Below are 24,075 nucleotides of genomic sequence, written 5' to 3' on the forward strand. Positions count from 1 at the left end.
AGAAGTGGTCCGCCGGCCGGGTCAGTTCCTGGTGAAGACGGTCACCGCCTGCGGGTCGCAGGAGGTGTCGGTCCCGGCGGTCGCGCCGCCGGAGTTCAGCACCTTGGTCCAGGTCCCGCTCGGCAGCGTCGCGTTGTAGGCGCTGCCGGTCGGATTGGCGACCACCACGGTGTCGTAGGAGGTCGGGGCGGCCGGGTTGGAGCTGATCATGGCGGTCACCACCGAGCCGTTCAGCTGCGTCGTCATCTGGTTCTTGACGGCGGACCAGGTGGTCAACCGGAGTGCGGCGGTCGCCTTCCGCAGGGCGATGGCGTCCCGGTAGTAGCCGAAGACGTTCGCGTTGGCGGCCTTGTCGCCCCAGTGGACGGCGTTGACGGCGTCGCCGGCGTTGTAGGAGTTCATCGCGGTGGCGTAGTCGCCGTTCACCACCTTCGAGCGGAGGAACTCGTCTCCCTCGGCGATGATCGGGATGCCCTGCGAGGCGAGCACGGTGCCGACCGCGAGCCGGTCGATCCGACCGGCGGTGCCGGTCGCGCCGCCCGTGGCGCCGGAGTAGGTGATCTTGTCGTAGAGGTCGAGGTTGTCGTGGATCGACACGTAGTTCATGGTCTGCTCGGGCCGGTCGGCGAACGCCGGGGTCCAGAGGTCGGACAGCGTCGCCGTGCTGTCGGCGTCGGTCGGTGACCCGGCCAGGCCGAAGGCGATGGCCGACGGATTGCCCGAACCGCCCATGAACGCCATGACGTTGTCGTTGGTGCCGCCGCGGATCGCGTCGCGGTACACGCCGTTGAAGACTCCGAAGTGGACCGGGGCCAGGGCCGGGACGTTGCCGTAGCGGACCTTCTGCGCCTCGTTGGGGTCGCTCGCCCCGCCGTTCCACGGCTCGCCGTACATCATCAGGTCGCGGTCCGGGTAGCTGGTCTGCAGGTAGTCCGCCCAGGCAGAGACGTTGGCGTAGGAGTGGACGCCGACCAGGTCGAACCGGAACCCGTCCACGTCGTAGTCGCGGACCCAGTGTTCCAGCGAGTCCTGGATCATCCGACTGACCATCGGATTGCCGTCGTCGATCGAATCGCCGGTGCCGGACAGGTCGGTGGGTGTGTAGTACTTGCCGGTGATGTTGCCGAACACGCTCTTGCTGTAGGTGTGGTTGTAGACCACGTCCATGATCACGCGGATGCCGTTCTGGTGGAACGCGTTGACCATGTCCTTGAACTCGCGGATCCGGTCCTCCGGCGCCGTGAACTGCGAGTACTGCTCCTCGGGAACGTTGTAGTTCACCGGGTCGTAGCCCCAGTTGGGCACCGGGGTGCCGAAGTCGAACGACGGCATCAGCTGCACGGCGGTGACACCGAGCTGCTTGAGGTGGTCGATGCCGGTGCTGACACCGCCGTCGGTGGTCCCGGTCTGCACCAGACCGAGGAACTTGCCGCGCTTGGCCGGGTCGACGCCCGAGCTGGGGTCGACGGTGAAGTCGTGCACGCTGAGCTCGTACACCACCGCGTCGGTGCGGTTGACCAGGGCCGGCCGCGGCGCCCAACTGCCCGCCGACGGTGCCACGGCGGCGGTGTCCACCACGACGCCCCGGGTGGTTCCGGGGGTGACCATCTGGGCGTACGGGTCCGGCACGGCCACGCCGTTGACGGCGAACTGGTAGCCCTGGTCCAGCAGGTTCCCGCTCACGGTGGCCTGGTACACGTTGGTGTACCCGCTCAGCGTGGTCGGCGCCATCGGGTAGCTGGTGCCCCCGACGGTGACGGTGACGGCGGAACTGTCCGGCGACCAGAGGCGGAAGGTGGTCGCGGTCGGCGTGTGGAGCGCGCCCAGCGTGTTGAGCGGGGCGGTGGGACCGGTGCCGCTCACCACGGTGGTCAGGTGGGTGGTGGCGTTGTAGGAGAAGGTCGTGGTGGCGCCGTTGGCGGGCACGGTGAAGGCGATGTTGCCGCCGTTGGCGGCGCCGCCGGCACCGTAGTTGGTGGCCCAGGACTGCCCGAGGGTCACCTTCGTGTTCCAACTCCCCGCCGGGACGGCGGTGGTGGTGTAGGTGTAGACGCCGGTGCCGGCGGGGTCCGTCATCGTGGTGGCCGCGCAGGTGGGCGCCCAGGTGCCCCCGCAGCCGAGGGCGTTCTGGTAGTCGCCGACGGCGGTGACCACGGGTATTGCGGAGTTGTCCGTGACGACGTGGGTGTCCGGGTCGTAGACGAAGGTGACCAGTTTGCCGCCGGCCGGGACGGTGAGGGTGATGTTGGCCCCGCCCGGTGCGCCGCCGACGCCGTAGTTCTCGGTCCAGCTGTTGTTGACGGCCGCCTTGTACGCGTAGCTGCCGGCCGGGAGGTTCAGCGAGGTCTTCCACCGGCCGTCGGCCTGCAGGGTCAGCTGCGCCTGCGCGCAGGCGGGTTGCCAGTCGCCGGAGCAGCCGACGGCGGAGTCGATGGTCCCCGGCAGGCTGACCGCGGTGGGGCTCGCGCCGAGGGCGGGTGCGGAGAGGCCGACTCCGCTGCCGCCGAGCAGGGCGACGGCGGTGAGGAGCGTGGCGGCGCGGCGGAATCCGGTGCCGCGGGTGGTGCGGGATATGTGGGTGGTGGGGGTGCTGGGGTTGCCGTGCCGCGGGGGTGGTGCCGGTCGGCGTCCGGCCGAGGTGGGGCTCGTGCCGTTGGTGATCATGGGAGGGTGTCCTCCTGGGCAGGGCGAGGCGCCGGCGCACCGGCCGCGCACGCCGGGCCGCCGACACCTCGGGCTCGGGTGGGGTGGGGGTGGGGGAGGGCGGGGCACGCTGACCTCGCCCGACGCACCGCGCCCGCCCGGGTGGCACGGTCCGTCGGGCGATGACGATGACGCCTGGGCGACGGTGCGTCAAGGCTCTTGCGAACGGTTTCTGAAATTTGCTGCAAACCTGCTCATGTTCGCTGCCCGGTCATCACGGGGTCGGGAGCGGTCTGGAGCAGCCGGACGGGCGACGGTGGGCCGTGGGAACGTGACCTGCCTCACACTGTCCGCGGCGGTGCAGCAGACGGCGCCGCGCGACCGTCATGCAGGCAGTCGGTTCTGAGGAGGGGGACATGGGATTAGGCAGTTCGCCGATCACCGGCCGCCTGCGGGACAGGGGTTCCGCCGGGCGGATCGACTTCGGCGAGTTCGTCCAGCAGCGGTCGGCGGCGCTGTTCCGCACCGCCTACCTGCTGACCGGCAGTCGCGAGACCGCCGAAGACCTGGTCCAGGAGGCGCTGGAGAAGGCGTGCCGGCAGTGGAAGCGGATCTGCACCGCCGACTCGCCCGAGGCCTATCTGCGGCGGATGGTGGTGAACCTCGCGAACGACGGCTGGCGCCGGCAGCGGCGGGCCGGCGAACCCGCCGAGCTCGTCGACCGGGCCGCCGACGGGGACGCGTATGCGCTGGTCGACCTGCGTGAGGAGCTCGTCCAGGCCCTGCACGCGCTGCCGATCGGCATGCGGACCGCCGTGGTCCTGCGCTACCTGCACGACATGGACGACCAGCAGATTGCCGACCTGCTGAACGTCTCGCCCAGCACCGTGCGCTCCCAACTGGCCCGCGCCCTGGTCAAGCTGCGCGACGCGCACCGTTCCCCCGGCCCGCCGCAGGACGCCCGGGCCGGAACGCCCACCGTCCTCCTCGACCTCGAAGGCGTGTGACCACCGTGACCTCCCCCCAGCACCGCACCGGGCCCGACGGGCCCGCCACCGACGACGACTTCGGAAAGGCACTGATCCAGGCCATGGACGAGTTCTCCCGCGCCACTCCCGCGCCCGCTTTCGACTCGGACGGCATCGTGCGCCGGACCCGCCGCAGGCGCGGCGGGCTCGCGCTCACCGGCGTGGCCGCCGTCGCCGCCGCGGGGGTGACACTGGCGGTGGTGCTGACCGCTTCGCCGCAGCCCACCGTGTCGGCCGCGGCCGTTTCCACCCCCTCGTCACCCGCTCACACCGACGACGGGACCTCCGGCCCGACCCGGAAGGCCGTCCCCGTCCCCGACCTTGCCGGCCTGACCCTGCAGCAGGCGCAGGCCCTGCTCACGGCCGCCGGCCTGGACGCCCACTTGACCTACTCCGACCAGAAGGGCCTGGAGCAGCAGTTCCCCGCCGCTGCGCAGTTCGCCGGCCCGGACGGTGTCATCCCCGCCGGGACCGTCGTGGGCACCATCCCCGCCGCCGGCTCCCAGGCCTTCCCCGGCGGGATCGTCGGGGTGTTCTACGTGCACGGTTGAGCGTTCCGCTTGCCCGTGCCCTGGCGGCCCATTGTTGGAGGGGAAGGGGTTCGGCGGACGTTACGGCGTGGAGCCGCCGGCCGGTGCCGAGCTCGCCGGTCGGGGTAGTCGCCCCTGGGTCTCCTCCTTTGAGAAGCTGACCCCATGACAGAGAAAGCCCACAGCATTGGCGAGGGTCCGGCCGTCAGGGGCGGGCTTCCGCTGCCCGAAGGCACGGCCGAGGCGATCTGCCAACGGGTGGGCGAGCGCGAGTTCTCGACGTCCACCACCGCAACCGTCGAACGGGACCTGCGTGGCCGGATCCTGGACGAGTACCTGGCCGACTACGAGCGTCGGCATGGTTCGATCTCGGCGGCTGAGCTGGACCGGGCCCGTCATGTCTTCGACGAGGTCTTCGACGAGGAGGGCGGACGGCCCGTCGCACGCTGAGTCGTGGGGGCACCCCGGTGCCGGAGCCCGAGGGCTTCTCCACCCTGCTCGACGCTCACGAGCCTTCGTCGTGGTCCGACTCCGGCGGTCCGCCCGAGGTCGGGGCCCCGTCTGCGCGAGCCTGGCGGAGCCGGCGGGATGGTGCGATGATCCACCGATCGTTTCCGGCCCACGACAGCGGCCGGACGGGACCGGGGGGTTGGACGTGCCGAGCACTGAACTGAGCCACAGCTACGACGTCGCGGCGACGCCTGCCGCGGTGCTGGCCCACTTGGCGGCTCCCGAGAACTACATCGGGCTCTCCCCGCTGCTCGTGGACGTGCGCGACGTGCGGACCGAGGACGGGGTCACGCACTACGTGGCCGTCGAGCGCTTCCGCTTCCTGGGGCTGGTCCAGCACGACAACGTCATCCGGGTCACCCTGCGGACCGAGGACGCCCGGCTGCCGGACGAGGCGACGGTCAGCGGCGAGGTGGTCAGCCCCGGTGGCGTACGGATGGACTACCGGTTCGCCGTCACCGCCCGGGGCGACGGCGGCTCCGTGGTGGCGGACCGCCTGCGACTGCACGCGCCGTTCGGCCTGCTCCGGTTCGCGGCCGGGAAGGCCGGAGCGGTGCAGGCCGAGCGCGGCCGGGTGCTGGCCCGGCGGCTGGGCGGCGGCAGCCCGGGCGGGCAGGCCCAGCCGCCGGGCGACCAGGGGGCGTGACGGCCCGCTGTCGGGCGTAATGGAAGGACCGGCCGCGACTGCCGCACCAGGGCCGGGGCCGGAGCCGGCCGGACGCAGTCCAGTGCGGCGCGGAGGTCGGTGACGGTGGACGGCAGGGGTGCAGGGCGGTCGGCGGCGGGGCCCGACCGGACCCCTGGGTTCGGCGAACGTCTGCTGGGCACGCTGCTCGACCGGTCCCGGGAGCTCGCGCCGCCGCTGATCCCCCCGCTGATCGCCGAGGCCGTGGCCGGGATCGGGGGCCGTGACCCGGCGCTGCTCCTGCAGGACTACGGTCAGCTGGCGCTGGTGCACCTGCCGGGCCGCGGGCTGGCCGGCGGGCAGCCGGTGCCGATCAGCGGCACCCCCGCGGGCGAGGCCTTCCTGCGGGGCGAGCCCGTGGAGCTGGCGCGGGCGGACGGGGTGCGGGTGTACCTGCCGCTGCTGGGCGGTGGTGACGAGGCCGGAGTGCTGGCCCTGACGCTGGACGAGGTCGACGACGGCGACCGCCTGCTGCTGGGCCGGCTCGCCGCCCTGGTCGCGGATCTGCTGACCACCAGGAGCGGCTGCACCGACCTGGTCTTCCGGGCCCGGCGCCTGCAACCGATGAGCGTGGCCGCCGAGATCCAGTGGTCCCTGCTGCCGCCGCTGTCGATGTCGGCTCCCCGGGTGGCCGTGGCCGGCATCCTCGAACCCGCCTACCAGGTGGCCGGCGACAGCTTCGACTACGCGCTCAACGACGACGTGCTGCACGTGGCCACGATCGACGCGATGGGCCACGGCCTGGACGCCGCCACCATGGCGACCGTCGCCATCGGCGCGTACCGGCACGCCCGCCGCGCCGGCATCGGACTGGCCGAGACCTACGCGTTCATGGACCGGGCCATCGCCGAGCAGTTCGGTCCCGACCACTTCGTCACCGCGCAGATGATGCGCCTCGACACCGCCACCGGCCGGCTCCAGTGGGTCAACGCGGGCCATCCCGCGCCGCTGCTGATCCGCGGGCACGTCGTCGTCGAGCGCCTGGAGAGCGTGACCACCCTGCCGGTGGGGTTCGGCGGGGAGCAGCCGGTGATCAGCGAGCGGACACTGCGACGCGGTGACCGGGTGCTGTGCTTCACCGACGGCCTGGTCGAGGAACGCGAGGCGGGTGGGGAGCAGTTCGGGGAGGAGCAGCTCATCGACTGGGTCAACCGAGTGGAACGCCCGGACGTCGGGGTGCGGGCGATGGTGCGCACCCTCTCCCACGTCCTGAAGGAGCGACGGGGCGGGCGGACGAGCGACGACGCCACCCTGTTCCTGATCGAGTGGCGCTGAGGGGGCCCATCGACACGGCGAGCCGCGCCGACGGGCCGGCGTATCACCCGATGGGCCGGCGTAGCACCGACAGGACCCGAAGAGGCAGGGCGACCACCGCCGCGCCTCAGACACGTCCGTAGCGGACCGCCTGCTCGGCGAACTCCTGGGCCATCTCCGCGGACACGGTCGGTCGGGTGCGGCGGATGGCGTCCAGGTAGTCCCGGGTGCTGGGTTCGGTCCGTGCCCCGGTGTCGAGGGTGCGCTCGAACGCGCCCTGGGCGACCGCCATCGCGACCTGCCTGATGTCGGCGGGCGTGAACCCCTCGCTCGCCCCGGCGAGCGCGGCCGTGTCGGCGGCGGTCCCCGTCTTCGCCGTGTAGCCGGCCCACAGCGCTTCGCGCGCCCCGCGGTCGGGCGGTCCGACCGGCAGGACGTAATCGAACCGGCCGTGGCGCAGGAACGCCGGGTCCAGGGCGGCCACCGAGTTGGTGGCGCAGACGAGGAGCCGTCCGTCGCGGTCGCGGAACCGCACGATCGCCTTGAGGAGTTCGTTGGCCACGCCGACCGATGCCGGGGCGGCGAGGCTGCGCGTGCCGGCGACCTCCTCGACCTCGTCGATGAAGAGCAGCACGTTGTCGAGCTGGGCCACCTCCTCGAACCGGCGGCTGAGCCCGGCGGCCAGCCCGTCCTCCGAGGCGAGCCGGGCGGGCAGGAGCTCGACGAACGGCCAGCCGAGCCGACCCGCCACGGCCTTGGCGAACGTGCTCTTGCCGGTGCCCGGGGGGCCGAACAGCACGACCGCACGGGGCGGTTCCACGCCGTGGGCGTCCGCCAGCTCGGGATTGGCCAACGGCAGCACCAGGCACCTCTCGATGAGCCGCTTCTCGTCGGTCATGCCCGTGAGCTGCTCCCAGAGGCGCGCTTCGGGCAGGACCGCGCCCAGCACGGCCAGGACCGCCGCGCCCTGGGCGCCGACACCCTCCGACTTCTCGAAGTACGTGAGGCCCCGGCGGGGGCGGAACCCGGAGTTGACCAGCGCGGTGGCACCGGTCTCCTCGTCGGGCAGCAGCGCTGCGACGATCCGCGCGCCGGAGTCCCGCAGGCGGCGCTCCAACGCGGTCAGCAGCGCGGTGCCCAGGCCCAGATTGCGCCAGGCGGGATGCAGCGCGATGCGCAGCACCCACGCCCGGTCCCCGTCGACGCGGCCCACCGCCGCACCGACGAGAAGCCCGTCGGCCACCGCGACCACACTCGGATTCCGCGCCTGCAGTGCGGCGACGACATCGGAGAGGCGGAAGACGGCCGGACTGTCCGTCGTGGCACTCTCGGCGTCGAGCCGGACCACCGCCTCGAGGTCGTCCGACGTGAAGTCCCGCACGTGCCACACAGCCATACGCCACTCTCGAACGTCGCGCGCCCCCGCATGACCATCATCGGCCGGTCCCGGAGCACCCGCCCGCCCGCCCGCCCGCTCGGTCGGTCGGTCGGCGAGGACGACGGGCCCGGCGACCGTTCCGGCCAGGACGGCAGCAGCGGCGCGATGCGGGCCATCGGTCACGCCCCAGCAGCACCATTCAGCGCGATCATGCTGCGAGTTCCACGGGTGAATGAGGCCAGGGAGTCAGACGGTCGGATCGGTTCCTCCGATCGGGGTAACCGGCGGGCGAGCATCGGGATTCGCGGATCGATTCGAATACGATCCACTGGTCGGAACATAAGCTTGGCCGGGCGGCGGAGGTTGGCATGAGAGCAGGGGCACCTGGCGGTTGGCCTCGACTCCGGCAGCTGTTCCGGAAGATGCTCGGATCCGCGGTCAATCCTGCGCAGTTGCGAGCGGTGCCGCGCCCCGGGCGCCGTGCGCTCGGATCTGCGGCCAATCGGGCGCAACTGCGAGCGCTGCTGCGACCCGGGCGCGGTGGTGGAACGACCCGTGGTGCGAACAAGCGGATTTCTGCCGCAAGGCGACGCCCGGAGGGGCTGCCCACGTTGCAGGCGTTGGCCGCGGTCTCCGCCTCCTTCGTGGGGATCTTGTTCGTCATCCTCAATGTGGGATACGTGAGCTATTTCGAAGGACTGGGGGTCCACCCGGAACAGGTCGGGTTCGATCGCGCGGCCGTCCTCGGAAGGACGGCGTCGATCGCGCTGGTCGGAATTTTCCTCGCGATGACCATCCTCGTCGGCATTGCGGGTTTTCGAGGTTGGCTCGGGATCACTGACGCGAAGTGGCGTGAATTCAGGAAACGCGCCTGGGTAATGCTGCTGGTGGTAGGGACCATGCTGGTGGTCGGGTTGCTCAGCGAGCTGGTCTACGGGATTGTCACACACCGATTCTATGTGTTGAACATTGGCCTCATGGTGCCGCTGATCATTATCCTGGTCGCCGCAGGTTCGGTGCAGACTCCCAAGGCAATCATCGGTGCGTCCTTGGTGGTTCTGGCCTTTCTCGGGATTTTCCTGTGGCAGGAACAGGATGGGCTTCACCGGCGCGTCCAGAGTGTTCGCAGCAGTAACCGTCCGATCGAATCGATTTCTTTCGCCCAACTGCCGGTGATCGACATCGCGACCGTCCCCGTCCGTCCGGAGTGGCTGGACAAGAGCTCCGACATGCCGCAGGAGCTGAGCGATCCGCGCCTGCTCTATCTGGGCAGGGACGCAGGGTCTGTTGCCTTTGTCGCGTGCGGACGATCCTTCGTCGTGCCGAGCGCCAAGGTAGGGATCGTGACTCTGCCCAAGAGCAGCGAGGCCGTCAAAGATGATGCGCGGACACGATTCTGCGGTTGTGTTCTCGCCAACTCATCCATGGATTGCCGCGAGAAGCTCTCGCCGAATGATCCGCCGCCGGACAGACACGACTAGCAGGCTTGTCGTACAGGCATCGCCCTTCGGTCGATCCAGCGGCGCCTCACCCGCTCCGCTGTCTGTGGCCGGACTCCAGGCTGTCCTGCCGCTTGGATAGGTCCGGCTTCCAGCCGCGCTGGAGCACAGGCGGAGGCTTCTCTCCTCGCCTCCGCCGGATTTGCGAATGGTCTACGCGGTCGGAAGGCCTTCGAGTGCCGCTGCGCGGTCGTCGAGTTCTCCGACTTCGGGGACGCCGCGGAGCCGGTAGAGCCGAGCTCGCATGTCGTGCACGGCTTCCTGGATTTTGATGGAGCGGACGCCGTCTGCGAGGTCCAGGAACTCGGTCCAGGCTTCGAGTGCCCCGTCCAGGTCGTCCTGGCGCAGTCGTACGGTCCCGAGGTCGGCGAGAGCTGTTGCGCGGGTGCGGCGGCGGTCGAGGCCGTGGATCTCGATCGCGTGGCGGAGATGGGCGCAGGCGGCGTCGTACTCGCCGAGGCGGGCGAGGATCATGCCGGCGCTGTGGGCCCAGCGGCCGATGCTGAAGTGTGAGGCCCAGGACTCGCCGGCTTCCAGTGGTGCCCGCTCGATGTTGGTCTGGGAGGTGTCGAGCTGGTGGATCGCGGTGCGCCGGTCGCCGTCGAGGGCGGCGGCGTCGGCCAGCGTGGACTGGTAGTAGGCCAGCGCCTTCGGGTCGTCGAGGGCGCGGGCCTGGTCCACGCAGGCTTCTGACAGCCGCACGGCGGTGGCCCGGTAACCGAGTTCTGTCGCTTGGACGGCGAGGCCGCGAAGGGCGGTGGCGGCGAGTTCCGCGTCGCCGGCCTCGGAGGCCAGGCGGAAGGAGTGCGCGTAGTACTGCTGCGCCGCGTCCTGGTTGCCCTCGTCCTGAGCCATCCATCCGGCCAGGTGTACGAGTTGGGCGGTGGCGGCGAAGAGCTCGCGGCCCGTTTCCTCGGTCCAGTTGCCGTCCAGCCAGGGGGCGACGTCGTCGTGGAGGTAGCGGACGGCGAGGTGGCGGGCGTGTCCGCCGCCGAGTTCGGCTGCGGCGTCGCCGAGCGAGCGGGTCATCTGGCGGATGGCGGCAACCTCGCCTCGGCCGACCTTCACCTTGCCGCCGGACTTGACCCGCACCCGCCTCAGGATCGCGTCCGGGTCGGGCAGGCTCAGGGCTCCCAGCGCGTATGCGCTGGAGGCGGCCACGAATCCCCGGCGATCCACCACGTCCCTCCGGCTCAGCTCGACGACGGAATCCACCGTATCGCCAGTTCCGCGCTCCTCCTCGCCCGTTGGCGGACCATTGAGCGTATCTGCTGGATCGAGCTCCAAGACGTCGATCAGGTACGGCATCCAGTACTTGGGTACCCGGCCGCCGCGTTCCCAGCGGGAGACCTGATCGCGTCCGGGCCCGGTGCCGCCTTTCCCTTCCGCCTCGCCGAGTTCACGGCCGACGAGGCTCTGTGACATGCCTTTCTGCTTACGGGCAGCCCTGATCAGGCCCGCGACCGTCACGGAACCCCTGACACGGCATCCTCCCCTGCGCTGCTGGCCTACATCCGGGTTGCCAGTCCACCTGCTCGTCCTCCTGCACCAGCGCGGTCTGACCGGCACTCACCCGGGGTTGGGACGCTCGCGCATCCCGGCCCCGGCCAATTCCTCCTCCGAGGGGCCGTCGTGACGACCCCTCGTCCCCGGAACGAACCTGATGACCTGATCGGCGAAGGAAAGGATGCACACCCCCTACAAGCACTCCGGCACGGCGCCCTCCTGCACGCCGCCGCCACACCATTGACCGCCGTGCCCACCGGGTGGCCGGACCCGACCGACACAGCCGAGTGCCGGACTTGGCTGGCCGAGGTCTGATCGCGGCCCGGCTTCGCGGAGGCGGTCCGGGAGGCCACCGACGGCCTGGCGGACCGGATCGACGCCCTCCTGGCCGGCCACGCACTCCCGGACAAGCAGGTCTGCCGGGCGGCCATCTCCACCACCCGTTACCTGCTGCGGTTCACCGGCCGCCCCACCCCCTTCGGCCTGTTCGCCGGCGTCGCCCACGTCTCGCTGGGTCCGGCGCGGGTGCAATGGGGCGGCAAGCACCGGCCCGTGGCCCGGGTGGACACCGAGTGGCTGGGCAGCATCATCGATGCCCTGGAGTCGTGCCCCGAGCTCCGAGGGGCGGGCGAGTTCGACCTCCAGGTGCTCGGTGGGCAGGAGGACCGCCCGCTGGAACCAGCGACCCCACTACTCCTCGCCAACGAGTCATGCCCGGTGGTAGGGCTTCCCGAGCAGGCGCATCGCGCGGGGGTTTGGAGTGAAGCCGAGCGACGCGTACAGCGGCTTGCCCGTGTCGCTGGCCGTGAGGGACAGCAGCGTGCAGCCCTGCTCGCTCAGCCAGTGCACGAGTGCCTCGGTGACGGCTCGGCCGTAGCCGCGTCGGCGGAATGGCTGCTCAGTGACAACGGTCTGAATCTGCCCGAAGACGCCGATGTGGTCGGGGCCCGGCAGTCCTCGATGGACGACGCCGATGGCGCAGGCCGCGAGACTTCCAGCCTGATCGTCGACCACGAAGGCGGCGATCCGGTTGCCGCCCAGATGTTGGCGCAGGTGGTCGGCGAGCCGATCGCGCCACGGTCCGGTGGGGTCCACTCCCACCAGTTCGGCGTGCATGCGAGCCAGTTCCTCGGCGTCGTCCGGGGACGCCGGGCGCACGTTCAAGGGGCTACCTCCATGAGGCTCTCGGCGAGTTCGCCTGCCGTCGGCCGGTCGGAGGCGGGGGCAGTCAGAACGTCGGCAAGGACGGTCTGCACCTGTGGCCACGGTCGCGCCGCGGTCAGCGGGATGCCGGCGGTGATGGCTTTCCGCAGGTCAGCAGGGCTGGTGTCCTTCACGGTGATGCCAGCGGCGTCGTAGTCCAGCGGCCACTGACCGGTGGTGCACGTCCAGAGCACTCCGGCGAGCGCGTACACGTCCGCCGCGGGCGCTGGCTTCACTGGCTGCGGGCCGGTGGTGATCCACTCGGCGAGTTCCGGGGCCACGAGGTGCGTGATGCCGCCGTTGAACTCCCGCCATGGATTGGTTCCTGTGCGCCACGACCACGCGAAGTCGATCAACCTGACGCCGGTGGCGGTGTGGATACTGTGGGCCGGTTGCAGGTCGCCGTGAATCCAACCGGCGGAGTGGAAGTCGGCGACCGCCCGGCACAGCGACACTGCCCCAGCGAGAGGGGCGGTGCGGACATCGGAGCCGTCTCGTACCGGCTGGAACAGATCCCAGGTGGACGGGCCGTCCAGCCACGGCGTGACGTACCAGACGTCGGCACCGGAGCGGCCGGCGACGACGGTGTAGTCGGGCAGGGCATCGAGCGTTGCAGCTTCCCGCGCGGTGATCTCGGCCCCTTCGCTGTCGGCGCCGTGCCCGAGCTTGATCGCGACCCCGCAGTGCGGGCCGACAGCCTTCCAAACCGCGGAACCGCGTCGGTCGGTGATCTTCGTCAGCGAGACCGGACCACAGATGATCGCCGCCGCTGCTACTGCTTCTGGGGGACAGGGAGCGAAGCCGCCCATGCCCGTACCGCCTTCCAATCACGGGGGATGTGGTCGAACACGTCGTGGCCGTCGTCGTCGGCCACGGCCAGTGTGCGCGCGAGGTCGGGGGTGTCCTTCAAGAACTGCGGGTCAAGTGGCCGGACGGAAGCCCGTACCGGGAGGAACGAGATCGGGGCGGGTGGGATGCTCCGGCCGAACTTGTCGAACTCTTGAGTGCCCTCGGTGAACTTGCCGAACATCACACCCACCGGCCCGTAGAGGTGCTTGAGCGCCCAGTGCGGCCAGGCCATCAGTTCCCGGTGGTCGGTGTCCGGAGCGTCGCCGATGATGGCGATGTTCTCGCAGGCGAGGGCGCCGTGCCGCCGGCTCATCAGCGGCCTCACCCATTCGGCCGCCTGCACACCGGCATGGAACAGCTCGGCTTCAACGGCGTCTCGGTGAGCTCCTGGGACGATCTCGTACACGGTCCAGCCGGTCATGCCCCGCGCACTGGACGCTTCGAGAAACGGGCAGTGTTCGAACATGGCGGCGAGGTAGCCCGCCACGTCCACGCGCACCGGGTTCACCGATCTGGCCTCGACGAGGCGGAGCGCCCCGGCGCTGGGCCGGGACGCTCCGTCGGCGTGCACGGCGATCAAGGGATCACCGGTTGGTGCCGGCCGGCGGCGTGTTGTCGTCGCCGTCGCTCGGCGCCGGCGAGCAGTTCCACTCCGCGACAACACGGCCGGTCTCCCGGTAGGTGGCGAGGGTGGCGGTGTCGAGGTTGCCGTCGGCGTCGGTGAACCAGATCTCCGGCAGCGGGCCGTACGCCTCCTCGTAGGCCGCCACCCAGCCGATGAAGCCACGCCCGGACGTCTCGGCGTGGGCCAGTTCCCGGCCCGCGTGCTTGGCCGTGAACGCGCTGTGCGCCTGCGGGTCCTCGGTGAGTTCGTGCCACGCGGCGTCGATCGCCGTGCTGAACATCTCCGGCGCGGACTGGCCGGCGTCGAACCGGCGCGCGGTGATGGTGAAGAACTTGCCCAGCTCCTCCAACTGCACGCTGGTGTCCGTGGTGGTGCTCATGTGCTCCTCCTGCTGGTTGATGGCTACCGCCCGGCCGAATGCCGACGGGTCGTGCTGGTGTGGTGCCGGCCGCCCGCGGAGCCCTTTCGCGACCAGCTCTTCCGCGCGCACGCGGCAGCGTGTTCGCGCGGAGACTCAGGGGCAGGCAGGGCTCAGCGCGGAGTCATGCGGCTCGGTGCGCGTCGGCCGGGAATTCCGGGTCCTCTCGGCCGGCATGCCGGCTGTCCGGTGAGTGGTGGCCCCGGGCAGAGCGATGGTTGCGAAGACCGCTTTCCCGCCCGCCTCCGGCCTCGACCCCCAGGCGATGGTTTCGACAGCCACCAGCGCGAGCCCGTGCCCGTGCTGGCCGTTGTCGTACGCATCGCCGAGAACCGGGGGCTCGGGCGAACCGTCACGGACCACCACCGCCAGGTTTCCGCGCGGGGTGCGCCACACAACGAGGGTGATCGGACCGGCTTTCCCGGCATGGATGACCGCATTGGTGACGAGCTCGCTGACGACTCCTCGGATCGTGTCGGCGACATGAGTGGGCACGTTGGTACCCCAGGATTCAACCGCGGCCAGTGCACGCCGACGTGCCGTGCTGACAGCTGCCGGGTCCGCGTTCACGACCCAGCCGGCTTCGGATCCGATAGCGGTGAGGTTCTCGGTCATGCGGTCGGCTGGCATGCGCTGGTCCTCCGGGAGCGGCAGTCCGATAGCTGACTTTCGATGCTCCATCGCCACTTTCTGTGGTCGATGACATCGTCCGGGTAACCAAGGTGACGCAGGGGCGAGGAATCAGCGATGAAATTTCTAACTATTTCTCAGATCCAGCTCTCGGCAGCCGAGGTGAGCAGATGTCGGGCCTCGGCGTCGTACAGCGCGCTCTGTGCAAGCAGGTCGAAGACCTTCCGGTACTGGGCGACCTCCTCGGGCAGCCCGAGCCGGAGTTCGGCGCTGACGACCTCGACGATCACCTGTTGGTCGTCGAAGATCCAGAAGCCGTGTACGGGCGAGACGGGGAGCCGCGCCTTCAGTGGGACGATGCCCAGTCGCACCGCCGGCAGGGTGCTCGCGGAGACCAGCCGGTCGATCTGAGCGCGCATCACCGCGACCGGCGCGAGCCCGTAGAGCAGCGCTGCTTCGGTCAACAGGATGTGCCACCGCTTGCGGCCCGGTGAGTACAGCACTTCTTGGCGGGCCAGGCGCGCGGCGACGGCGGCGTCCGTGTCCGGTGGGCTGCCGTTCAAGCGGGCGTGTTCGCGGAAGCGGGCGGCGGCGTAGTCGGTCGTCTGCAAGAGGCCGGGAATCCAGCACGGTTCGAACGCGCGGATCGTGTTGGCGGCTGCTTCCGTCTCTGCCCACGACCGCTGGACTGCTGCGTGGCCTTCCCGTAGCTGCCGACGCCACTCCGCGTACCGGCTGTCCAGGTCGCGCAAGAGAAGCAGTAGTTCGGCCGCTGACTCGGGGACGCCACACGCAGCTGTCCAAGCGGTGATGTCGCCGGCCGTCGGGGCCTGCCGGCCGAGCTGGATCTTGGAGACCTTGCTCGGGGGCCAGCCCAGCTGCCGTGCCAGCGTGCGACCGTCGATTTCGGCGGCCGCACGGATGGCACGAAGGCGTCCGCCCAGTTCTTCTCGGGCTTCGTGGACGCCCTTTCGTGCGGTGCTCAACGCGGCGGGTGCTCCTTGACGAACTCCCTGTAGGGCTGGGCGTGGTGGAATGCGGCGTCAAGCCAGCGGGCGTGCTCGACGACGATGGCAGGGTCGGTGATGATCTCCGCGCCGAGCAGATGGCCTTCGTCGGTGAAGTGCAGGACCGCGAGGGTGTGCGAGTCGAACAGCCAGAAGTCCCGGTCGGGCAGCACGAACCGGTTGGCGGTCTCCCGGTCCAGGTATCGGATGTCCTCACCCGCGGCGGTGTTGCTCTCCGCAAGGTAGAGCTCGTATCGCAGGTAGTCCGTCAGGTCCGGCGGCACAATGCGGACACGGGCCACGATCTTGCCGGCCGCAGTCTGCTCGAGCATGGTGTCGAGCCACCGGGAGAACCAGGCGAGATCGACCTCTTCGCCGTCGAGGAACTGCGTGAAGGACTCGCGCTCGTTCTCGATGTCGTAGTGCGTACGGGTCTCCAGCCGACGGGCCGTGTGCTCGAAGTTGGCGAAGAGCGCGTCGAACGCTGCGCCGCTGACGAGCTCGGAGGCGTCGGTTGCGCGCCTTGGGGAAAACCGTTCCAGAAGCTCTCGGGGCACTTCGAGAATGTCCTCGTTGTCGGCCAGGTCCCGCACGTCTCCGTACGCCTGGTCATCCGGGTTGATCTTCCATCCTTGGACAACAACGGTACCCCGGTCGGTCTCGTAGACCGACGGGCATCCGCCGCCGCCACTGGTGCTACCGACGAACCGTAGCCGCATGGCGTTCTCCTCCGGGAAGGGATTTCTTCGAGTTTCTTCCCCCGACGATGCGTCAGGTAGTCCGGTTCTCGCCAAACGCCGTGCGGATGATGAGCCGACCGCAGGCGTCACGGCGGCGACCACGTGCCCCGGCGTGTGCCAGGGGCCTCCAGGGGCGTGTTCTGCCGGGGAGGAACGGGGCAGCAGGTGCTTCTGTCGGCGTCAGCGTCGGCGGGCGGGGTCGTTGGCAGCCTTGGGGCCAGTCGGCACGGCGAGTGTGGTGAGCGTGGGCTTCGCGGTGGTGCTGGTGGTGTGGGCGCGAGCAGCCTGGTCGCGCTGGTCGAGGGGGTCGGCGGTGGCGTTTGGCGAGGCGACGGCTCCGACGGTTCCGTTTCTTGTCGAGTTGGCCGGGGCTCCGTACGTGGCCTGCAAGGCCGAGGTTCTGGAACTGCTGGGAAGCATCTGCGAGGCCGACCAGTGGCACTCCGCTGCTGCGGCGGCCGGGGGCGGCGAGCACAGCACGGCCTACCGGCGACAGCCCGGCTGGGAATCAGCTGCGAGGGCGGCCGTCCTTGCAGGTCGGGCGGTCATCGAGGGTGTGGCCTCCTCCGTACGGCCGGAGGAGGCCACAGCGGCAGCGAAGGTGTTGCAGGTGATGGACCACGTCGCGCCGTTTCCGGAGCTGTAGACCGCCCTGGCGCCAGTGCGCGCCGGCGGACAGCGGCAGGGGGCCAGCTGCGAGCCGATGCGGCCGGCCGCTACTCCGTCCGCAAGGCCGTCGCTGTCCTCAGGCGGGCGGCCCAGGTGGCTGGGGGGAGGGTGCCGAGGAGGGTGAGGGTGGGGGCGGTGAGGGCGAGGAGGGTGAGGGGGAGGGGGTGGTAGACGGCGGTGATGGCGGCGGGGAGGGTGCTGTCGAGGGCGTGGGCCGTGAGGGTGAGGACGAGGTGGTGGAGGGCGATGCCTAGGGGGAGGGCGAGGGCGGTGGCGAGGAGGGCGGGGAGGAGGGTGGAGGTGAGCACCAGGGAGAGGAGTTGACGCGGGGTCATGCCGACCGCCTTGCAGACCCCCAGGTCGTGGACGCGCTCGCGGGTGTCCAGCAGGAGGGTGTTGAGGACGCCGAGGGCGGCCACGCAGACGAGCAGCAGGGTGAGCAGGGTGGCCATCGACTTGACCATGGTGACCAGGTGTCCGCCGCGCTCCTGGGTGTTGGCCACGGGGAGGTCGACGGCGGCGCGCAGGTCGGTGATGTAGGAGTCGACGGGGACGCCGGGGCGGACGGCGATGAAGTACTGGTCGGCCGGGGTGGTGGAGGTCAGGGCCGGGACGCTCGCGGCCAGGTCCATGCCGCCGTTGCCGGGGTTGAAGGACTCGCCGACGATGCGGGCCGTGGCCGTGGTGTCCGCGGAGGCGAGTGACAGGGTGTCACCGAGGTGGTGGCCGGTGGCGGTCAGGAAGTGTTCCGGCACCACCACTTGGTCGGGGCCGTCGAGCCAGTGGCCGGCCAGCATGGGGTAGCCGGTGGCCAGGGAGTCGCCGAAGTAGAGGACGGTGTTCGCGGGGGCGGCCAGTCCGGTGACGGTGAGGTCCTGGCGGACGACGCCGTACCAGGTGCTGGTGCCGGGCAGGGCGCGGACGGTGGCTTCGAGGTGGGCGCGCTCGGTGGGGGTGAGCGGGGTGGGGAAGGTGTCGGGGCCGGCCTGCGGGGAGAGGTGGTACGGGTCGACGGTCACCGCGTACCCGGGGCCGACGTCCCGGGCGGAGCCGATCGCGGTGGCCGAGGCGGTGAGACCCACGGCGAAGGTGGCGGTGACCGTCCCGAGGAGCGCTGCGGACAGGACCGTCAGGGTGCGCAGCGGCCGGGTGAACGGACCGGCCAGTCCGTAGCCGACGGCGCGCGGCAGCGGCAGCCGGGCGGCTAGGCGGTGCGCCCACAGGCCGCGTCCGGTGCGCGGCGCCCGGCCGGCGGTGAGGGCGGCGACGGTGCTCAGCCGGCCGGCGCGCAGGGCGGGAGCCAGGGCGGCGAGCGCCACGACGGCGAGCACCAGGGCGGCCACCGCCGGGTCGATCCACCACGGCAGGCCGACCCCGCCGGTGCCGTAGACCTGTCCGGCCTCCTGGAGGAACGGCAGCGCGGCCAGGTCGCCGCAGGCCAGTCCGAGTGCGGTACCGACGGCGGCCGGCAGCAGCGCCTGGACGAGGTAGCCGCGGACCACCTGGGCGGGGGTGAAGCCGAGCGACTTGAGGATGCCGATCCGCCGCGTGTTGGCGGCCACCGCACCGCTCACCACGCTCGCCACCACCAGGACGGCCAGGCCCAGGCCCAGGCTGCCGAAGGCGAGCAGGAAGGGCACGATCGGTGCGGAGTTCTGGTTGGCCGCGATCCGGACGTCCAGGGCGGACTGGGTGCCGAGCAGCGCGCCGGCCGGCAGCGCGGCGGCCAGCTCGTCGCGGAGCGCGGTGGGGGAGGTGGATCCCGCGGTCCGGTACAGCAGTTGGTCGGTGGGCGGGGATCCCGCGGGCCGCAGCGCGTCGATCGCGGCCGGCAGCACCCAGGCGTCGGCGCTGTGGGTGACCGAGGAGGCGACGCCGACGACGGTCAGCCGGGCGCCGGCGGTGCTGGTCAGGGTGCTGCCGACGGCGAACACCGGGCCGCTGAAGTCGGCGGAGAGGGCCACCTCGCCCGGTGCGGCGGGCCACCGGCCGGTGAGCAGCGACAGCTGGTCGACCGGGCCGCCGGCGCCCGCTCGTCCGACCACCGCGAGCTGCGGACCGGGCAGGCCGGGCGCCGGCTCCAGGGTGATCCGGGTGTCCGGGAACGGGCCGGCCACCGCGGCCACCCCGGGGACGGTGAGAGCGGTGGTCGCGGTGGCGGCGTCCACCCGGGCCGTCAGGTGCGCCCCGTGGCGGGCGGCGAAGGCCTGGTCGAACGGTCCGTGGGAGGCCACCAGCAGGGCGCCCGCCACCACCGCGCTGGTCACCGCGGCCAGTGTGACCAGCGCGATCACGAGGCCTTGGAGGCGCCGGCGGCCCGCACCGGAGCGGACCACCCTGCCGAGGCGGCTCATCGGGTCACCGCCGCAGCGGAGGTGGCGGGGTCGCCGGAGTCCGTGGCGACCTGTCCGTCCACCAGGTGGATCCGGCGGTCGGCGCAGGCGTCGGCCAGGCCGGCGTCGTGGGTGACCAGGACCACCGTCTGTCCGGCGCGGTGCAGGTCGACCAGCAGGTCGCGAACGTCCGCCCCCGCGGCGGAGTCCAGTGCGCCGGTCGGCTCGTCGGCCAGGAGCAGGGCCGGGCGGTTGATCAACGCCCGCGCCACGGCGACCCGTTGGCGCTCGCCGCCGGAGAGGCGGCCCGGGTAGGCGTGGCGGTGCCGTGCGATGCCCAGCAGCTCCAGCAGTTCGGCCGCCCGGGCCCGCGCCGCGGCGGCCGGCCGGCCCGTCAACTGGGCGGGCAGCAGCACGTTGTCCTGCACCGTCAGGTCGTCCAGCAGGTGGAAGAACTGGAAGACCATGCCGATCCGGTCACGCCGGTAGCGGGCCAGGGCGGCCTCGCCGAGCCGGTCCAGCCGCTCTCCGGCCACCGTGATGCTGCCCGAACTGGGCCGGTCCAGGCCGGCGATCAGGTTGAGCAGGGTGGACTTGCCGCTGCCGGACGGGCCGGTGACGGCGAGCGCGGTGCCCGGTGCCACGGTCAGGGTCAGCGGCCCGAGCACGGGCGTGCCGTCGAGGTCGTACTGCCTGGCCACGGCGGCCAGTTCGATCACGGGGGACATCGCAGGTCCATCCTGTTGGGCGGGAATCCGGGGACGACGAGAGCGAAGGTAGGAGCGCGGTGCCGCGGTCCGCGTCGGCCCGGGCGAGCAGCGGTGGTCGGCCGGACGGAGGAGGGCGGGCGCCCGGTGGTGCCCGGAGTACTCCGCGAGGAGGAGGCGCTGCTCCCGGCGGCCGATGCCGGGTTCGGCGGCCGTGGCCGAGAATGAGCCCATGCTGAAAGCCCCGTTCGAGCAGTGGCGTGCCCATCTGGGGGTCGCGTTGCGGGAGGACCGGCCCGCCTGGCCGCGTGGGCGGGCGCTGGCCTTCGAGGTGACGTTCGCCGTCGTGCTCGCCGTGCTGGTGGTGGTGCGGGGGTACCACATGCACGTGGTGGAGACGGTGCCCGGGCCACCGCCGCCTCCGGCCGTGCCGATGACGGCGCCGCCGTTCCAGCCGGTGCGGACCGCCGCACCCGTGGGGCCCAGCGCCGCAGACCCGGCGGGGCCCGCCCAGCCCGCTCCCGTGGTGACCTCGGGCGCGGCGGTCCCGGACCAGAGTGCCCCGGACCAGGGCGTCCCGGACGTCCCCGAGGGGACCAACCCCGCTGACCCCGCTGATCCGGCTGACCCCGCCGCTAACCCCGTGGACCCGGCCGACCCGGGCGCCGACCCGTCCGGTCCCGCCGACCCGTACGGTCTCGGCAATCCGTACGGCCCGTACGGGCCCGGCCTGTCCCACCAGGTCGACATCCCCTTCGACTTCCGCGTGGTCGCCCTGCTGATCCTCAGCACGCTCCCGCTCGCCGCCCGCCGCCGCTACCCGCTCGCCGTCTTCTGGGTGGTCTTCCTCGCGCTGCTCGGCGTGCGGGACTACCAGTCCTGGCTCACCGTCACCGCCTTCGCCGTGGCGGCCGGCAGCGCGGTGCTGTACGGGCGGCTGCGGCTGCCGACCATGGGCAGCTTCGCCCTCGCCCTCGGCCTGGTCTGCTTCAACGTCGGCGGGGCGGGCCGGGCCGTCCCCGAGGTCGGCGGGCCCTACCTGCTGGTCCTGGTGGCCGTCCTGATCGCCAGCGTGATCCGGTTCTGGCAGGAGCGCCTGACGGACAGTCAACTCCGGTTGGAGCAGCTGCAGGAGGAGCAGCAGGAGGCGATGGCGCGGGCGGTGGCCGAGGAGCGCTCGCGGATCGCGGCCGAGCTGCACGACGTGGTCACCCACAACGTCAGCGTGATGGTGATCCAGGCGGGTGCAGCTCGCAAGGTGATGGCCAGCAGGCCCGAGAAGGCGGCGCAGGCGCTGCTCGCGGTGGAGGCCGGCGGCCGGGCCGCAATGGCGGAACTTCGCCACGTGATGGGCCTGTTGGCAGCGGCCGGGACCGGTCGGGCGGCCGACGGCAGCGGCGACGAGTTGGAACCGCAGCCGGGCCTGGCCCAGTTGGCCGACCTAGTCGACCGGGTCAGGGCCGCGGGGCTCCCGGTGGAGGTCGAACTGGACCTCCCGACCGAGCCGTTGCTGCCCGGCATCGACCTGGCCGCCTACCGGGTGGTCCAGGAGGCGCTCACCAACACGCTGAAGCACGCGATCGGCGCCCGGGCCCGGGTCACCATCGGCCACCGGGACGGGTGGCTGGAGCTCACCGTGCGCGACACCGGCGGCGAGCCCAACTCCGAGACGGCGGGCGGCGGTCGCGGGCTGATCGGCCTGCGTGAACGGCTCGCCGTCTACCACGGCACCCTGGAGGCGGGGCCGACGGTCACGGGCGGATACTTGATCAACGCCCGGCTGCGACTCGACGCGGCCTGAGGCGGGACGGGGGAGGAACAGGATGCGCGTGCTGATCGCGGACGACCAGGCCCTGGTGCGGACCGGCTTCCGACTGATCCTGGAGGCGGACGACATCGAGGTGGTGGGCGAGGCGGTGAACGGCGCCGAGGCGGTGACGGCCGTGCGCCGCCTGGTGCCGGACGTGGTGCTGATGGACATCCGGATGCCCGGCACCGACGGCCTGGAGGCCACCCGGCAGATCCTGGGCGGCGGCAGCGACCGGACCAAGGTGCTGATCCTGACCACCTACGACCTGGACCAGTACGTCTACGCCGCGCTCACCGCCGGGGCCAGCGGCTTCCTGCTCAAGGACGTCACGCCGGAGCACCTGGTCGCCTCGGTGCACCTGGTCCGCTCCGGCGACGCGCTGCTGGCCCCGAGCATCACCCGGCGGCTGATCGAACGGTTCGCCCAGCGGGACGAGTCCAAGGCGCTGCGCCACCGGGGCCTGGCCGAGCTGACGCCGCGTGAGCTGGAGGTGCTGCAGCAGCTGGCCACGGGGCTGACCAACGCGGAGATCGCCGGGAGGCTGGGGCTGAGCCCGACCACGGTGAAGACCCACGTGGCCCGGATCCTGTCCAAGCTGGACCTGCGCGACCGGGTGCAGGCGGTGGTGCTGGCCTACGAGACCGGCCTGATCGCCCCGGGCGCGCCCAGGCCCGAGTGAGGGCCCGGCTCGGCGCACCCAGGCCCGAGTGAGGGCCCGGGCCGACCGCGCCCAGGCCCGCGTGAGTCCCGGCGCGCCCGGCTCCGGGCGCGCCCCCGCCCCCGGCCCCGCGTCACTGCGGCGGCTTGCCGCCCGTGAACGCCCACCGCATGTCCAGGTAACCGCTCTGCTGCTCCGTCAGCTGCCCCGACTTCACCTGCTGGTACGTCACCCACGTGTTGACCAGCCGCGGCGACTCCGCGCTCGGCAGCATCTCGCTCCAGCTCAGCCGGGGCGTGACGCCACCGGTGTCCAGGGTGTCCCCGCTCTCCAGCAGCTCCCGCAGGCTCTGGCCGGTCATCGGCGTGCCGGCCTCGTGCAGCCGGTCGGCCGCCGTGAGGAAGACCTGGTACGCCACCCAGGTGGTCTGCACCGCGAGGTCCGAGATGTCGACCTGGTTGCCGCCGATGGTGGAGCGCAGCGAGTCCCAGGCGTGCCCCGAGGCCGGCGGGTACCAGCCGGTCACGTAGGCGTTGTTGAGCACGCCGTCGGCCGAGCCGTGTTGGCCGAGCACGGACTGCGGGACGCTGCCGATCACCGCGCCGAGCTGGGTGTGCCGGGGGTTCAGCTGCTTGTAGGCGTCCAGGAACTTGGCACTCTGCTCCGGTGCCAGGGTGTCGCTGACGCAGTTGCCGGTGCGGTCGTCGCCGAGCGCCTTGCGCGCGGCGGTGGCGTAGTCGGGCGAGGTCTCACTGACCCGGACGTCCACCATCTTCGCGCCCTCGGGCTTGATCGCGCCGCCGAGGTAGCCGGTCAGCGCGTCGCCGGCGTTGCTGTCGGGGCGGACCAGCGCGATGGTGCGGCAGCCCGCCGCGATCAGCTGGCGGCCGTTGCCGATCACCAGGGTCGGGGTGCCGCCGGCCACGGGGTAGGACATCGGGCTGGTGAACTCGGCGCTGGTCAGGCCGTAGCCGCCGAGGTAGGGGATCTTGGCGGTCTCCAGGCCGGGCAGCAGCGCGTCGCTGTTCAGGCTGTAGGAGCCGATCACCGCGATCACCTTCTGCTGCACCGCCTGGCGCACGCAGGCGTTGCCGCCGTCCACGGTGTTGTGCTCGTTGCAGGTGATCACCTTCAGGTGGTGGCCGTCGACCCCGCCCTTGCTGTTCACGTCCCGCTCGATCAGGCCGGCCAGCGCGGTCACCCCGGACCGGTCGAAGGCGCCGCCGGAGGGGGCCCAGGTCATCACCGTGTACTCGCCGTCGGCGGCACCCGCCGAGCCGCCGCAACCGGTGGCCGCGAACAGGGCGGGCAGCATGGCGAGAGCGGCGAGCGCTCTGCCGGGACGGGTCCAGCTGGTCATGCCGTGTGCCTTCCTCGAACTGCCCGTGCCAGG

22 protein-coding genes and 1 pseudogene are annotated in these 24,075 nt (G+C 71.6%); 10 read left to right on the top strand and 13 right to left on the bottom strand.

Going from position 1 to position 24,075, the window contains the following annotated elements:
* Window positions 1-21: 21 nt before the first annotated feature.
* Entirely contained in the window at window positions 22-2,664 is a 2,643-nt protein-coding gene (locus tag ACFW1A_RS13755) for an alpha-amylase family glycosyl hydrolase (RefSeq protein WP_380408484.1), read from the bottom strand.
* A 395-nt stretch (window positions 2,665-3,059) separates the two neighbouring features.
* Between ACFW1A_RS13755 and ACFW1A_RS13760 the strand changes: the two genes are divergently transcribed.
* The 5 genes from ACFW1A_RS13760 (at window position 3,060) to ACFW1A_RS13780 (ending at window position 6,671) form a co-directional block, all read left to right on the top strand.
* Window positions 3,060-3,650 (top strand): SigE family RNA polymerase sigma factor, encoded by a 591-nt coding sequence (locus ACFW1A_RS13760; protein WP_380408487.1) that lies wholly within the window; start codon window positions 3,060-3,062, stop codon window positions 3,648-3,650.
* Window positions 3,651-3,655: 5 nt separating this feature from the next.
* Window positions 3,656-4,222 (top strand): PASTA domain-containing protein, encoded by a 567-nt coding sequence (locus ACFW1A_RS13765; protein ID WP_380408489.1) that lies wholly within the window; start codon window positions 3,656-3,658, stop codon window positions 4,220-4,222.
* 144 nt (window positions 4,223-4,366) lie between these two features.
* Entirely contained in the window at window positions 4,367-4,651 is a 285-nt protein-coding gene (locus ACFW1A_RS13770) for a hypothetical protein (protein ID WP_380408491.1), read from the top strand.
* A gap of 205 nt (window positions 4,652-4,856) precedes the next feature.
* Window positions 4,857-5,357 (top strand): SRPBCC family protein, encoded by a 501-nt coding sequence (locus tag ACFW1A_RS13775; RefSeq protein ID WP_380408493.1) that lies wholly within the window; start codon window positions 4,857-4,859, stop codon window positions 5,355-5,357.
* 99 nt (window positions 5,358-5,456) lie between these two features.
* Window positions 5,457-6,671: a PP2C family protein-serine/threonine phosphatase gene (locus ACFW1A_RS13780; protein WP_380408495.1), complete on the top strand. Its 1,215-nt coding sequence runs from the start codon at window positions 5,457-5,459 to the stop codon at window positions 6,669-6,671.
* 106 nt (window positions 6,672-6,777) lie between these two features.
* On the opposite strand, the gene ACFW1A_RS13785 is transcribed toward ACFW1A_RS13780, so the two are convergent.
* Window positions 6,778-8,046 carry an ATP-binding protein gene (locus ACFW1A_RS13785; protein ID WP_380408497.1) on the bottom strand — a complete coding sequence of 423 codons (1,269 nt, stop codon included), beginning with the start codon at window positions 8,044-8,046 and terminating at the stop codon, window positions 6,778-6,780.
* A gap of 404 nt (window positions 8,047-8,450) precedes the next feature.
* Here ACFW1A_RS13785 and ACFW1A_RS13790 point away from each other — a divergent pair, with 404 nt between their 5' ends.
* Window positions 8,451-9,509 carry a hypothetical protein gene (locus ACFW1A_RS13790; RefSeq protein WP_380408499.1) on the top strand — a complete coding sequence of 353 codons (1,059 nt, stop codon included), beginning with the start codon at window positions 8,451-8,453 and terminating at the stop codon, window positions 9,507-9,509.
* 171 nt (window positions 9,510-9,680) lie between these two features.
* Here ACFW1A_RS13790 and ACFW1A_RS13795 read toward each other — a convergent pair whose 3' ends face one another.
* Entirely contained in the window at window positions 9,681-10,952 is a 1,272-nt protein-coding gene (locus ACFW1A_RS13795) for a tetratricopeptide repeat protein (protein ID WP_380408501.1), read from the bottom strand.
* A gap of 411 nt (window positions 10,953-11,363) precedes the next feature.
* Here ACFW1A_RS13795 and ACFW1A_RS13800 point away from each other — a divergent pair.
* Window positions 11,364-11,642 (top strand): annotated as a pseudogene (locus ACFW1A_RS13800) (lantibiotic dehydratase); the annotation flags it as partial.
* 99 nt (window positions 11,643-11,741) lie between these two features.
* On the opposite strand, the gene ACFW1A_RS13805 reads toward ACFW1A_RS13800, so the two are convergent.
* The 7 genes from ACFW1A_RS13805 to ACFW1A_RS13835 all read right to left on the bottom strand — a co-directional run bounded on the left by ACFW1A_RS13805 (window position 11,742) and on the right by ACFW1A_RS13835 (window position 16,484).
* Window positions 11,742-12,191 (bottom strand): GNAT family N-acetyltransferase, encoded by a 450-nt coding sequence (locus ACFW1A_RS13805; RefSeq protein ID WP_380408531.1) that lies wholly within the window; start codon window positions 12,189-12,191, stop codon window positions 11,742-11,744.
* A 2-nt stretch (window positions 12,192-12,193) separates the two neighbouring features.
* A complete protein-coding gene (locus ACFW1A_RS13810) occupies window positions 12,194-13,045 on the bottom strand; it encodes a hypothetical protein (RefSeq protein ID WP_380408503.1) in 852 nt (283 codons plus the stop codon).
* Window positions 13,009-13,656, bottom strand: coding sequence for a hypothetical protein (locus ACFW1A_RS13815; protein WP_380408533.1), 648 nt, complete (start codon window positions 13,654-13,656; stop codon window positions 13,009-13,011). The genes ACFW1A_RS13810 and ACFW1A_RS13815 overlap by 37 nt, the downstream gene beginning before the upstream one ends.
* Window positions 13,657-13,669: 13 nt before the next feature.
* A complete protein-coding gene (locus ACFW1A_RS13820) occupies window positions 13,670-14,089 on the bottom strand; it encodes a hypothetical protein (protein WP_380408505.1) in 420 nt (139 codons plus the stop codon).
* A gap of 135 nt (window positions 14,090-14,224) precedes the next feature.
* Window positions 14,225-14,758: an ATP-binding protein gene (locus tag ACFW1A_RS13825; RefSeq protein WP_380408507.1), complete on the bottom strand. Its 534-nt coding sequence runs from the start codon at window positions 14,756-14,758 to the stop codon at window positions 14,225-14,227.
* 137 nt (window positions 14,759-14,895) lie between these two features.
* Entirely contained in the window at window positions 14,896-15,744 is an 849-nt protein-coding gene (locus ACFW1A_RS13830; RefSeq protein WP_380408509.1) for a helix-turn-helix domain-containing protein, read from the bottom strand.
* On the bottom strand, window positions 15,741-16,484 hold the full coding sequence (locus ACFW1A_RS13835) for a DUF6879 family protein (protein ID WP_380408511.1): 744 nt from the start codon (window positions 16,482-16,484) through the stop codon (window positions 15,741-15,743). Before ACFW1A_RS13835 ends, ACFW1A_RS13830 begins: the two co-directional genes overlap by 4 nt.
* Before the next feature lie 259 nt (window positions 16,485-16,743).
* Here ACFW1A_RS13835 and ACFW1A_RS13840 point away from each other — a divergent pair, with 259 nt between their 5' ends.
* Window positions 16,744-17,151, top strand: a complete 408-nt coding sequence (locus ACFW1A_RS13840) for a hypothetical protein (protein WP_380408513.1) — start codon at window positions 16,744-16,746, stop codon at window positions 17,149-17,151.
* 70 nt (window positions 17,152-17,221) lie between these two features.
* Here the strand turns inward: ACFW1A_RS13840 and ACFW1A_RS13845 are convergent, their stop codons facing one another.
* Together ACFW1A_RS13845 and ACFW1A_RS13850 are read right to left on the bottom strand one after the other, a co-directional pair.
* Window positions 17,222-19,528 carry an FtsX-like permease family protein gene (locus ACFW1A_RS13845; protein ID WP_380408515.1) on the bottom strand — a complete coding sequence of 769 codons (2,307 nt, stop codon included), beginning with the start codon at window positions 19,526-19,528 and terminating at the stop codon, window positions 17,222-17,224.
* The gene (locus ACFW1A_RS13850; protein WP_380408517.1) at window positions 19,525-20,235 is read right to left on the bottom strand and encodes an ABC transporter ATP-binding protein; all 711 of its coding nucleotides are present in this window, start codon (window positions 20,233-20,235) and stop codon (window positions 19,525-19,527) included. The genes ACFW1A_RS13845 and ACFW1A_RS13850 overlap by 4 nt, the downstream gene beginning before the upstream one ends.
* Before the next feature lie 211 nt (window positions 20,236-20,446).
* On the opposite strand from ACFW1A_RS13850, the gene ACFW1A_RS13855 reads away from it, so the two are divergent.
* Complete coding sequence (locus tag ACFW1A_RS13855) at window positions 20,447-22,015, top strand: sensor histidine kinase (protein ID WP_380408519.1); 1,569 nt, start codon at window positions 20,447-20,449, stop codon at window positions 22,013-22,015.
* A gap of 22 nt (window positions 22,016-22,037) precedes the next feature.
* Window positions 22,038-22,703: a response regulator gene (locus ACFW1A_RS13860; protein ID WP_380408521.1), complete on the top strand. Its 666-nt coding sequence runs from the start codon at window positions 22,038-22,040 to the stop codon at window positions 22,701-22,703.
* A 112-nt stretch (window positions 22,704-22,815) separates the two neighbouring features.
* Here ACFW1A_RS13860 and ACFW1A_RS13865 read toward each other — a convergent pair whose 3' ends face one another.
* Complete coding sequence (locus ACFW1A_RS13865) at window positions 22,816-24,042, bottom strand: ABC transporter substrate-binding protein (protein ID WP_380408523.1); 1,227 nt, start codon at window positions 24,040-24,042, stop codon at window positions 22,816-22,818.
* Between the last annotated feature and the right edge of the window lie 33 nt (window positions 24,043-24,075).

Source organism: Kitasatospora sp. NPDC058965 (genome assembly GCF_042741245.1).
Taxonomy (GTDB): domain Bacteria; phylum Actinomycetota; class Actinomycetes; order Streptomycetales; family Streptomycetaceae; genus Kitasatospora.